We start from the raw sequence: 11995 nt of genomic DNA on the forward strand, positions 1-11995 counted from the left end.
CGCGTTTTGGAAATTTTACCGCCCAGTACGGATAAAATTGTTTTCGCCTGCTGCCTGTCGGGGTAGTCTCATTGTTCCCGTCTCTCTGACGGGGACGATGTGAGCAACCTTTTAGCATACTAATAATTAGAAATTTGGTACTGACAGGACAAAAAATGGACTCCACCCTCATCTCCGAACGCCCCAACGAGGAGACACCATCGCTTAACCGCGCCCGACGCGCTGCTCTTGGTAGCTTCGCCGGTGCCGTCGTCGACTGGTATGACTTTCTGCTCTACGGCATCACTGCCGCTCTGGTGTTTAACCGCGAATTTTTTCCCCAGGTCAGCCCGGCGATGGGCACGCTCGCCGCGTTTGCCACCTTTGGCGTCGGCTTCCTGTTCCGTCCGTTAGGCGGTGTGATTTTCGGCCACTTCGGTGACAAACTGGGTCGCAAACGGATGTTAATGCTCACGGTCTGGATGATGGGCATCGCCACCGCACTGATCGGCATTCTGCCCTCCTTCGACACCATCGGCTGGTGGGCGCCGGTGTTGCTCGTGACCCTGCGCGCGATTCAGGGCTTTGCCGTGGGCGGCGAATGGGGCGGTGCGGCGCTGTTGTCCGTCGAAAGTGCGCCGAAACATAAAAAAGCCTTTTACAGTAGCGGCGTGCAGGTGGGGTATGGCGTTGGCCTGTTGCTCTCAACAGGGCTGGTGTCGTTGATAAGCTCGCTCACCACCGACGAGCAGTTCCTGAGCTGGGGCTGGCGCATTCCGTTCCTGTTCAGCATTGTGCTGGTGCTGGCCGCCCTGTGGATCCGCAACGGCATGGAAGAGTCCGCCGAATTTGAAAAGCAGAAGAGCGAACCGCCGGTGGCGAAAAAGCGCCTGCCGGTGATGGAAGCGTTGCTGCAGCATCCCGGCGCCTTCATGAAAATTATCGCCCTGCGCCTGTGCGAACTGCTGACGATGTATATCGTCACCGCCTTTGCCCTCAATTATTCGACACAAAACCTCGGCCTGCCGCGTGAGCTTTTTCTGAATATTGGTCTGCTGGTCGGCGGAATCAGCTGTCTGACGATCCCCTGTTTTGCCTGGCTGGCGGATCGCTTTGGTCGTCGCCGCGTGTACATCACCGGGGCGCTGATTGGCAGCCTCAGCGCCTGGCCGTTCTTTATGGCGCTGGAAGCTCAGTCAATGTTCTGGATTGTGTTCTTCGCCATTATGCTGGCCAATGTCGCCCATGACATGGTGGTGTGCGTGCAGCAGCCGATGTTCACCGAGATGTTTGGCGCAAGCTATCGCTATAGCGGTGCGGGCGTCGGCTATCAGGTGGCGAGCGTGGTGGGCGGCGGATTCACGCCATTTATCGCCGCCGCCCTCGTGACCTTCTCCGGCGGAAACTGGCAGAGCGTGGCGGTCTATCTGCTGGCGGGCTGCCTGATCTCCGCGATGACGGCGCTGCTGATGAAAGAGTCTCACGAATGATGTCCTGACTTTTTTTTCACATGTGGGTGACATACTATCGAGTGACGTCGCACATCTGTGGATCAAGGAGACAGACATGAATAATAAGGGCTTAAGCCTGACACCTGCTCAGGCTCTGGAAAAGCTGGAGGCGTTGTACGATCAATCGGTTAACGCCCTGCGCAACGCCATTAGCGAGTATATTGAGAACGGAACGCTTCCTGATGAAAAGGCCAGAATCGATGGCCTTTTTGTTTATCCCTCGCTTTCGGTGACCTGGGACGGCGGCACCACCACCACGCCAAAAACCCGCGCCTACGCACGCTTTACCCATTCAGGATGCTACTCCACCACCGTTACCCGCCCTTCCCTGTTCCGCCCTTATCTGGAAGAGCAACTGACGCTGCTGTATCAGGATTACGGCGCCCATATCGCCGTAGAGCCGTCGCTGCATGAAATTCCTTACCCGTACGTCATCGACGGCTCAGCGCTGACGCTGGACCGTTCCATGAGCGCCGGGCTGACGCGCCATTTCCCAACCACTGAGCTGTCGCAGATTGGCGATGAGACCGCCGATGGGATTTACCATCCTGCGGAGTTTTCTCCGCTGTCGCACTTCGATGCCCGACGCGTCGATTTCTCCCTGGCACGCCTGCGTCACTACACCGGGACCCCGGTTGAACATTTCCAGCCCTTTGTGCTGTTCACCAACTACACCCGCTATGTAGATGAGTTTGTGCGCTGGGGCTGCAGCCAGATCCTCGACCCGGACAGCCCGTACGTGGCGCTCTCCTGCGCGGGTGGGATCTGGATCACCGCCGAGACCGAAGCGCCTGAAATGGCGATTTCCGATCTGGCGTGGAAAAAGCACCAGATGCCCGCCTGGCACCTGATCACCGCTGACGGCCAGGGGATTACCCTGATCAACATCGGCGTCGGCCCGTCAAATGCTAAAACCATTTGCGACCATCTGGCGGTGCTGCGCCCGGACGTGTGGCTGATGATCGGCCACTGCGGTGGGCTGCGTGAAAGCCAGCTGATTGGCGACTACGTGCTGGCACACGCGTATCTGCGTGACGATCATGTTCTCGACGCCGTGCTGCCGCCAGATATCCCCATTCCAAGCATCGCCGAAGTCCAGCGCGCCCTGTACGACGCCACCAAACAGGTGAGCGGAATGCCGGGTGAAGAGGTCAAACAACGCCTGCGCACCGGCACCGTGGTGACGACCGATGACCGTAACTGGGAGTTGCGTTACTCCGCCTCCTCCCTGCGCTTTAACTTAAGCCGCGCGGTGGCGATCGACATGGAAAGCGCCACCATTGCCGCCCAGGGCTACCGTTTCCGCGTTCCCTACGGCACGCTGCTGTGCGTTTCCGATAAACCGCTGCACGGTGAGATTAAACTTCCGGGCCAGGCTAACCGCTTCTACGAGGGGGCGATTTCCGAACATCTGCAGATCGGTATCCGCGCGATTGATTTACTGCGTGCGGAAGGCGACAAGCTGCATTCGCGCAAACTGCGTACCTTTAACGAGCCGCCGTTCCGCTAAAAACAAGGATTTCTCATGCACACCTCATCACCCCTTACGGCGCTTCGCCAGTGGCTACAGGAAAACAGCCTCGACGGCATGATCGTGCCGCGCACGGATGCGTGGCAGAGCGAATACTGCGCACCACATTTCGAAAAACTGGCGTGGCTGACCGGCTTTGACGGCTCTGCGGGGCTGGCGCTGGTCCTTAAAGATCGCGCCCTGCTGTTCGTCGATGGCCGCTATCAGGTGCAGGCCCGTGTGCAGGTCAATATGGATGATTTTGCGATCCATCATCTGCACAACGAACCGCTGGCCCAGTGGCTGGAAAACAACGCGAGCGCAGGCGTGCGCATCGCCTTTGATCCTCTGCTGATGACCCACAACGAGTATCAGCAGCTTGCCGCCACCGCCTGTGAATTTGTCCCGCTTGAGACATCGCCTTTCGACACGCTCTGGACCGACCGCCCTGCCGCTCCGGCAGGCTTGATCCGCGAAATGCCGGTGGCAATCAGCGGTGAAAGCAGCGCCGACAAACGTCGTCGTGTGGCGCAGTTGCTACAGGATAACGGCGCGGATTATCTGGCAGTAACCATGCCGGATAACATCGCCTGGCTGTTGAACGTGCGTGGCTGCGACATCCCCACCAGCCCGGTTCCGCTCTCGTTCGCGCTGTTGAGCCGCACGGGCGACGTGGAATGGTTCGTTAATGGGGACAAAATCCGCGATCTTCCCGCCTCTGCCCTGGAGGGGATTGTCGTCTCGCCGCAGGATGATTTTGTGACTCGCTGCAAGCAATTGGGTGAAGGCAAGCGCGTGTGGCTGGATGCGGATTCCGCGCCCGTCGCGCTGCGTTTTGCGATTGAGCCGCAGGGAGAGATCCTCTGGCAGGCCGATCCGGTGACGCTGATGAAGGCGAATAAAAATCCGGTCGAGCTGGAAGGCTATCGCGAATGCCACCAGCAGGACGGCGCCGCCTGGGTGAATTTCCTCGCCTGGCTGTCTCATGAAGTCCCTCAGCGCGAGGCCGCAAGCAAGCCGCTGACCGAGCTGGAAGCGCAGGCGCAGCAGCTGGTCTTCCGCGAGCAGCAGCCTGGTTTTATCGAGCAGAGCTTCGAGACGATTTCGGCCTCCGCCAGTAACGCCGCGATGTGTCATTACCACTCCAGCGCAGCATCAAACAAAGCGATCACCAGCGGGCATTTCTACCTGAATGATTCGGGCGGCCAGTATCAGAACGGCACCACCGATGCGACCCGCACGCTTGCGTACAGCAAGCTGGACCCGCAGCAGCGCCTGCACTATACCGCTGTGCTGAAAGGTTTTTTATCCCTGATTTCACTCCAGTTCCCGTCGGGCACGCAGGGGCATCAGCTCGATGCATTCGCCCGCCGTCCGCTGTGGGAGCTGGGGCTGGATTACGATCACGGTACCGGTCACGGCGTAGGGCATCAGTTGCTGATCCATGAAAATCCGCAGCGTATCGCCAAAAAAGTGAATCCGTGGCCGCTGGTCGCCGGGAATATCATTACCATCGAGCCGGGTTATTATCAGGCCGACAGTCACGGTATTCGCATTGAGAATCAGGTGGAGATCGTGGAGAGCATGCCGGGCTTCTGCAAGTTTGCCTCGCTGACACTGATCCCGATTGATTTGAGCCAGGTGGAACTCGCGCTGCTGACCGAGCAAGAGAAGCAGTGGCTGGATGAGTACCATCAGCAGGTGCGGGACGTGTTATCGCCACGGGTGAACAGCGATGCGCGTCCGTGGCTGTTTGAAGCAACGGCTCCGATTCGCGTGAACCGATAGCGCGTCGCGTTGCCCGGTAAGCGAAGTCGCTATCGGGCAATTTTCCTGAACGCAGAAAAGCAAAAAGCCTGCTGTAAAAGCAGGCTTTTCAAATTTGGCTCCTCTGACTGGACTCGAACCAGTGACATACGGATTAACAGTCCGCCGTTCTACCGACTGAACTACAGAGGAATCGTGTGAACGGGGCGCATATTATCGACGCCACCTTTCGTTGTCAAAGACAGATTGCAGAAAATCGTTCGATTGCTGCTTTATTCCTCAGTTCGCACATTTGTCATCCGTTCTGACACGTCAGGAGCAGCATTCGTGGTCTTGATGCGTGGATATTTCCATAGCCAGCGGCCGCTGACCATTCGCCAGTAGAACAGTGCGCCGCGCACCGCCCAGTCGAGGAACATCCCCAGCCAGACGCCCACCACGCCCATCCCGAGCATAATCCCGAGTCCATAGCCCGCCACCACGCGACAGCCCCACATGCCCAGCATCGATACCCACATCGCAAAGCGCGCATCACGCGCCCCTTTCAGCCCCGCAGGAAGCACCCAGGAGGCCGCCCAAATCGGCATAAAGGCCGCATTCAGCCAGATGAGGATTTTAACCACCTCTTTAACGTCATCCTCATGGGTGTAGAACGAGGCCATCAGCCCTGCGAACGGCGCGGTTCCCCAGGCGATAATCGTCAGGCCAATCGTTGACAGCCAGAACACATGGCGCAGCTGGCGCTCCGCCTGAGCAATCTGCCCTTTGCCGAGCCGTTTACCGGTGATGATCGTCGAAGCCGAACCGAGGGCGTTCCCCGGCAGGTTAATCAGCGAGGCGATTGAAAACGCGATGAAGTTACCGGCGATGACATCGGTGCCCATTCCGGCGACAAACATCTGGGTCAGCAGTTTCCCGCCGTTAAACAGCACCGACTCAATGCTGGCAGGAATACCGATTCCCATCACTTCCCAGATAATGGCGAAATTCAGCGGGCGGAAGTAGCTTTTCAATGAAATACGCAGCGCGGGATTGAGACCAATCATCAGCACCGCAACAATCGCAGCCGCACCGATGTAGCGGGAGATAGTCAGCCCCAGCCCGGCACCCACAAATCCCATGCCATCCCAGGAGAAAAGCCCGTAAATCAAAATGCTGCTGATGATGATATTGAGGATGTTCATCCCGCCGTTAATGAGCAGCGGAATTTTGGTGTTGCCCGCACCGCGAAGCGCGCCGCTGCCAATCAGCGTAATGGCCGCCGCCGGATAGCTCAGCACCGTCATTTCGAGGTACGTCAGCGCCAGGCTTTTCACTTCACTGGTCGCCTCCCCCGCCACGATATCGATAATTTCTTTACCGAAATAGTGGATCACCGCCGCCAGGATGATCGAGAAAATGGTCATGATCATCAGGGATTGTCTCGCCGCCTCGCGCGCGCGTTTCGGGTCGAGTTTACCGAGACTAAAGGCCACCACCACCGTGGTACCGAGATCGATGGCCGCAAAGAATGACATCACGACCATGTTAAAACTGTCCGCAAGACCCACGCCCGCCATCGCCTCTTTACCCAGCCAGCTCACGAGGAACGTGCTGAGGACGCCCATCAGCAGGACGCAGGTGTTTTCCAGAAAGATAGGCACAGCAAGAGGGGTGATTTCACGCCAGAACAGAACACGATAGCTTTTACGTTTGGCATACCAGGGCGTACGCATGACGGCATGGCGCAGAGCGGAAGTGACGTTCAAAATGGACCTTAACGAGAGAAAGTTGAAACTCCATTTCAAATAATGAGGGAGAAACGCTAATCCTGCAAAGTATTTTCCACAAAAAATTGTAGAGAATGACGACAAACTGTCGACAGAATCAGCAGTTGAGCCATTGAGTGTAAGATCAGGTTTGACAAAAGTTTTTTCGCCGCTAAGATAAGCCTCCTAACCGATTCCTCTGTAGTTCAGTCGGTAGAACGGCGGACTGTTAATCCGTATGTCACTGGTTCGAGTCCAGTCAGAGGAGCCAAATTTGAAAAGCCTGCTTTTACAGCAGGCTTTTTGCTTTTCTGGGCCTGTAAAAAACCCAAAAAAAAGCCCCCCTGCTTTCGCAGAGAGGCCGTATCAATCTTCGCGACAGTTACTCGCTTTTCGCTTCGCCGTTTTTGATTTCGCCAATCACTTTCAGCTTCTTGGAGATGTCACGACGCTCTTTGGACAGCTCAGCATTTTTGATGATGTAGTCGTCTACGCGATCTTCGTAGTCGGTTTTCATGCTGGCGATAATGCCCTGAATGGCTTCAACGCTCATACCTGGCTTGATGTAGTCGCTCAGGTTATCAAGCAGCAGAACGCGTTTCTGGTTGTCACGGATCTTCTTCTCAACGTCCTGGATTTCACGCTGCAGTTTGTTTTTGCGGCGGAACAGGCGGACGAATTCCAGAACATCCTGGAACGAAGGCTTAGTAGTTTCCATTTTGATACCCCTGCTAATGTAAGATTCGGATTCGTTTAAGCAACCACTGTGCAGATAACCTTACTGACAGCCGCTGCGAATGACAATGACTATATCGTTTGATCCTATCATAACCCCAATCGCTGCTGAATCGAAGCAGCAGGCGTCACAACGGGAGATAGCTGCTTTTTATTTGCGCAGCGCCCGGCAGATAAGATGCGACAAAAGCTCCAGTTGCCGCGCCATTTCCATGCTCAACCATACATAGCCGTGGATAGGCGTTTCCGCCACGCCGTCGCCCTGATGTTCGTTGATCAGCTCTCTTAACTCGGCGGTGATCTCATTCAACCGCTCGCTGTTGGCGAGAATCGGCTGCGGGTTCCCCTCATACAGCGCGTGAGCGATAGTCAACAGCGTTTGCTGCGTCATCTGCTGCGTTTCCTTGAGCGTATGGGCATTCAGCAGCACAAAGTGGCTGGCGCGCGACGCCCAGTGGGCATTGATCTGCAATTCGAGCATACACACCAGATTACGACTGACCGTTTGAATCGCCTCAAAGATAGACTTTTGAATATGCGTCTCTTTGCTGGCGGGAGCAATAATCCCGCGCATTTTGACGATATCGTTGAGAATTTTTTGCAGATGCTTTTCGAGGCGTGGGCGTTCCACCAGATTCGGGGAAAATCCCGCCTGATAGACACGGTTGACCGCGGTCACGTAGTTCGCCATCTGAATACGCCAGTGCAGGAATGCACGCTGCGGCCAGATGCCGGTGAAGAGCATCGCCAGAAGCGATCCCAGGATGACGTCGCCGCTTCGCCAGAGCGCAGTGGCCATATCCCCCGCCGGGGCGCCAACGACCACCGAAAGGGTGATGCCAATCAGCAGCGCCTGATAGGGCTTTTTACCGAGCGCCAGCCAGCCGCACAGGAACATCGCCCCTGCGCACCACAGCAACATCACGGGAAGTGAAATCAGCTCCAGTTTTAATGCAATCAACCCAAGCGCGGAGCCAAAAATGGTGCCGCCAATACGCTCAAAGGCGCGCGGAACCACGTTTCCCCAAAAAGAGATTGGCCCCATGATCACCACCAGCGTGATTAACGGCCAGGTCCCTTCAGGGATGTGCAGCAGTCTCACCAGCAGGAAAGTGAGAATAAACGCCAGCGCGATACGACAACCATGCACAACGCGATAGTGTCGGTATAAACGGATTTCAAAAGGAGTTAATGATTTGTCGGGACGCACACCCGCTCTCCAGCTACACGGCAAATCACAATTGTACTGTGTTTTCTGCCGGACGCATCACGTCCGACAGAAAAACCACACAAATAACAGGATTGCTGCTCAACCCACTTTATTTTGCACCGCGACGTACATTTCGATATCCCAGTAACCATCGACATTGCCATCGTTCAGGTAGCGCTCAAAGCACGGCTTGGGAGCGATCTGGTAATGGTGATCTTCAAGAAGACTGTTGAAAAAGCTATACCACGGCGTGGCAAAATCGTGGTTTTCGACACGCGCAACGGCGACAGCATAGTCGCCCGCAGCGATTTCCGTGAGGATCACCCCTTCACTGTTCGCGGGGATCTGAAAATCTTCCGGGACCGTCACCGCCGTATCGCAGCGCAGTTTTTCGGCGGGGACTTCATCGGGATTGTCGTAATAGACCGCCACCCATTCGAGGGGCTGGATGTGGTTGCCATCGACCCACATCGCCAGCTGTTCAAAACCCTGTTTGACCGTTTGCTCCCACGGGCCAACCATATGAAAACCAGCGATTTTACGTTTCGGTTGCTGCTTGATGCTGTAGTCCATACTGCCTCCGTTTATTACTGTATATTTATACACTATAAAGCAGATTCGTTATGTCCGGCAAATGCGAGATGTTTATTATGTGAGCAGACTCGCAGGAGTGCCAGTCTGCTCTTTGGGCCGTCAGGCTTTGTGGTGCAGATAGTCGCTCAGACGTGAGAAAAGACCGCCCTTGTTGACCTTCTCCAGCGTCACCAGCGGCCAGTGTGCAACGACTTTATCGCGGTCATACAGCTCAATTTCACCCACGCGCTGATGCGCGGCGATAGGCGCCTCCAGCTCTTTTTTATCGAGTACATATTTGGCTTTGATGTTCGCCACTTCTGATTTTGGCAGCGCCAGCCAGAAATCCTGATCCGTCCCGAGGGAAATCTGCTCTTTATCGCCGTACCAGATGCGCTCCGTGCCGACCTGTTTTCCACTGCGCAGAATCTGCACGGTATCGAAGTTTTGCTGGCCCCAGTGGAGCAGCTTGCGGGCCTGCTCTTCGCGCCCTTTCGGGCTATCTGCCCCCATCACCACGGCAATCAGGCGACGCTGACCGTCCACCGCCGACGCAATCAGGTTAAAGCCCGCTCCGGAAGTGTGCCCGGTCTTCAGCCCGTCGACATTCATGGTTTTATCCCACAGCAGCCCGTTACGGTTTTGCTGGGTGATCCCGTTCCAGGTGAGACTCTTTTCACTGTACATATGGTAAAAGTCAGGCTCGCCGTGAATAATCGCCCGCGACAGCACCGCCAGATCGTAAGCCGAACTGTGCTGGCCCGGAGCATCCAGGCCGTGCACGGTTTCAAAGTGCGTATCACGCAGGTTCAGCTTTTGCACGTAGTCGTTCATCATGTTGACGAACTGCGGTTGGCCGCCTGCGACGTGGTCGGCTAACGCGACACAGGCGTCGTTACCGGAATCCACAATCAGGCCACGGCTCAGATCGCGAACGGTGACGCGATCTCCCGCTTTCAGGAACATCAGCGACGACCCGTCGAACACCGGATTGCCTTTCGCCCACGCGTCGCGCCCGACGGTCACGATGTCATCGGGCGTAATACGATGGCTGTCGATCGCGCGGTCGACCACGTAGCCCGTCATTAGCTTGGTAAGGCTGGCCGGATTACGCTGTTGGTGCTCGTTGCCCGCTGTTAAAATTTGACCAGTAGTGTAATCCATCAGCACCCAGGAGCCTGCCTGAATGGCCGGCGGCTGCGGCGAGTAGTCCATGGGATCGGCAGCCAGGGCAGACGTAATACTCGAAGCGAGTAAAGAAACAGCAATAAACAGACGGCGTTTCAACGAAATTTCCTCAGGTCATTTAAAATCGTTGCCCTTTTTACGGAAGTTCTCGCTCCATTACCTGTTTAAATTGCAAAAAAATGTGACGTAACGCAGAGATTTAGCGGAAGGCCGCGCGCAATTCTGGCACTGAAAAACGCTTTTTATTCGGCGTGTCGCCGCCGATCGTTTACCATAGCAGTGTCACTTTTTAACAGGATGGTATTACTGGTGTCTGATTCCGCCGCGCTTCCCACATTTCTCTTTCACGATTACGAAACCTTTGGCACCAGCCCGTCGCTGGACAGGCCTTCGCAGTTCGCGGCGATCCGCACCGACGCTGATTTCAACATCATTGGCGAGCCGGACGTTTTTTACTGTAAGCCTCCCGACGACTATCTGCCCCAGCCCGGGGCCGTGATGGTGACCGGCATTACGCCACAGGAAGCGCGTGAGAAAGGCGTGAACGAAGCCGAGTTTGCCCGTCGCGTTCATGACCTGTTTACCGTGCCAAATACCTGCGTCGTGGGCTATAACAACATCCGTTTCGATGATGAAGTTACGCGCAATATCCTCTACCGCAATTTCTACGATCCGTACGCCTGGAGCTGGCAGAACCGCAATTCGCGCTGGGACCTGCTGGACGTGATGCGTGCCTGCTACGCTTTGCGCCCGGAGGGGATCAACTGGCCTGAGAATGACGACGGGTTACCCAGCTTCCGTCTTGAGCATCTGACCCGCGCCAACGGCATTGAGCACAGCAATGCGCACGATGCAATGGCCGATGTGTACGCCACCATCGCCATGGCGAAGCTGGTGAAAACCGCGCAGCCTAAAATGTTCGACTATTTGCTCAGCCATCGCAGCAAGCAAAAACTGATGACCCTGATTGACGTCCCGCAGATGAAACCGCTGGTGCATATCTCTGGCATGTTCGGCGCATGGCGTGGAAATACCAGTTGGGTCGCGCCGCTGGCGTGGCACCCTGATAATCGCAATGCGGTGATTATGGTCGATCTGGCGGGCGATATTTCACCTCTGCTTGAACTGGACAGCGACGCCCTGCGCGAACGTTTATATACGCCGAAGAGTGAGCTGGGCGATAACGCCGCCGTTCCGGTTAAGCTGGTGCATATCAACAAATGCCCGGTGCTGGCGCAGGCGAATACGCTGCGCCCGGAAGATGCCGACAGGCTGGGTGTGAACCGCCAGCGTTGCATCGATAACCTGAAAGTGCTGCGTGACAACCCGCAAGTGCGTGAAAAAGTCGTGGCGATCTTTGCTGAAGCCGAGCCTTTTGTGCCGTCGGATAACGTCGATGCGCAGCTCTATAACGGTTTTTTCAGCGATGCCGACCGCGCTGCCATGAATATCGTATTGCAGACAGATCCACAAAATTTACCGGCGCTGGATATCACCTTTGCCGATAAGCGTATCGAGAAGCTGATGTTTAACTACCGGGCACGTAACTTCCCTGGCACCCTCGATGAAGCCGAGCAGGAGCGCTGGTTGCAGCACCGTCGTAACGTCTTTACGCCGGAGTTTTTGCAGCAGTACGCCGATGAGCTGGAAATGCTGTATACGCAGTATGAAGGGAACGCGGAGAAACAGGCGCTGCTTAAAGCGCTGTACCAGTACGCGCAAGAGATTGTCTGAGGGTTTCAGGCATAAAAAAACCGGAGACATATGCTCCGGT

General features: G+C 55.9%; 9 protein-coding genes, 2 tRNA genes and 1 pseudogene. 5 read left to right on the forward strand and 7 right to left on the reverse strand.

The genetic code is table 11. From position 1 onward, the window contains the following. Positions 1-155 precede the first annotated feature (155 nt). From shiA to C0560_RS13190, 3 genes are all read left to right on the forward strand, one after another. A complete protein-coding gene (gene shiA / locus C0560_RS13180) occupies positions 156-1469 on the forward strand; it encodes a shikimate transporter (RefSeq protein WP_107703303.1) in 1314 nt (437 codons plus the stop codon). A 76-nt stretch (positions 1470-1545) separates the two neighbouring features. Next, positions 1546-3000 (forward strand): AMP nucleosidase, encoded by a 1455-nt coding sequence (locus C0560_RS13185; RefSeq protein WP_107703302.1) that lies wholly within the window; start codon positions 1546-1548, stop codon positions 2998-3000. Between the two features lie 15 nt (positions 3001-3015). After that, complete coding sequence (locus tag C0560_RS13190; protein WP_248858700.1) at positions 3016-4788, forward strand: aminopeptidase P family protein; 1773 nt, start codon at positions 3016-3018, stop codon at positions 4786-4788. A gap of 95 nt (positions 4789-4883) precedes the next feature. Here C0560_RS13190 and C0560_RS13195 read toward each other — a convergent pair. The 3 genes and pseudogenes from C0560_RS13195 to C0560_RS21040 form a co-directional block, all read right to left on the reverse strand. After that, positions 4884-4959 (reverse strand) — tRNA-Asn (locus tag C0560_RS13195). An 80-nt stretch (positions 4960-5039) separates the two neighbouring features. After that, entirely contained in the window at positions 5040-6482 is a 1443-nt protein-coding gene (gene emmdR, locus C0560_RS13200) for a multidrug efflux MATE transporter EmmdR (RefSeq protein ID WP_248860287.1), read from the reverse strand. Between the two features lie 126 nt (positions 6483-6608). After that, positions 6609-6689 (reverse strand): annotated as a pseudogene (locus C0560_RS21040) (DUF5951 family protein); the annotation flags it as partial. 21 nt (positions 6690-6710) lie between these two features. On the opposite strand from C0560_RS21040, the gene C0560_RS13205 reads away from it, so the two are divergent. Next, positions 6711-6786 (forward strand) — tRNA-Asn (locus tag C0560_RS13205). Positions 6787-6897: 111 nt separating this feature from the next. Here C0560_RS13205 and C0560_RS13210 read toward each other — a convergent pair. From C0560_RS13210 to dacD, 4 genes are all read right to left on the reverse strand, one after another. Next, complete coding sequence (locus C0560_RS13210) at positions 6898-7233, reverse strand: DUF496 family protein (protein WP_095282548.1); 336 nt, start codon at positions 7231-7233, stop codon at positions 6898-6900. Positions 7234-7401: 168 nt separating this feature from the next. Beyond that, complete coding sequence (locus C0560_RS13215; RefSeq protein ID WP_100779656.1) at positions 7402-8460, reverse strand: FUSC family protein; 1059 nt, start codon at positions 8458-8460, stop codon at positions 7402-7404. 99 nt (positions 8461-8559) lie between these two features. Further along, positions 8560-9033, reverse strand: coding sequence for a DNA gyrase inhibitor SbmC (sbmC, locus tag C0560_RS13220; protein ID WP_100779655.1), 474 nt, complete (start codon positions 9031-9033; stop codon positions 8560-8562). Positions 9034-9153: 120 nt separating this feature from the next. Continuing rightward, positions 9154-10320: a serine-type D-Ala-D-Ala carboxypeptidase DacD gene (gene dacD / locus C0560_RS13225; RefSeq protein ID WP_248858701.1), complete on the reverse strand. Its 1167-nt coding sequence runs from the start codon at positions 10318-10320 to the stop codon at positions 9154-9156. Between the two features lie 198 nt (positions 10321-10518). On the opposite strand from dacD, the gene sbcB reads away from it, so the two are divergent. Next, complete coding sequence (gene sbcB, locus C0560_RS13230; RefSeq protein WP_248858702.1) at positions 10519-11955, forward strand: exodeoxyribonuclease I; 1437 nt, start codon at positions 10519-10521, stop codon at positions 11953-11955. Positions 11956-11995: the final 40 nt, after the last annotated feature.

Origin of the sequence: Lelliottia sp. AC1, from assembly GCF_023278595.1 — a bacterium.
GTDB lineage: Bacteria > Pseudomonadota > Gammaproteobacteria > Enterobacterales > Enterobacteriaceae > Enterobacter > Enterobacter nimipressuralis.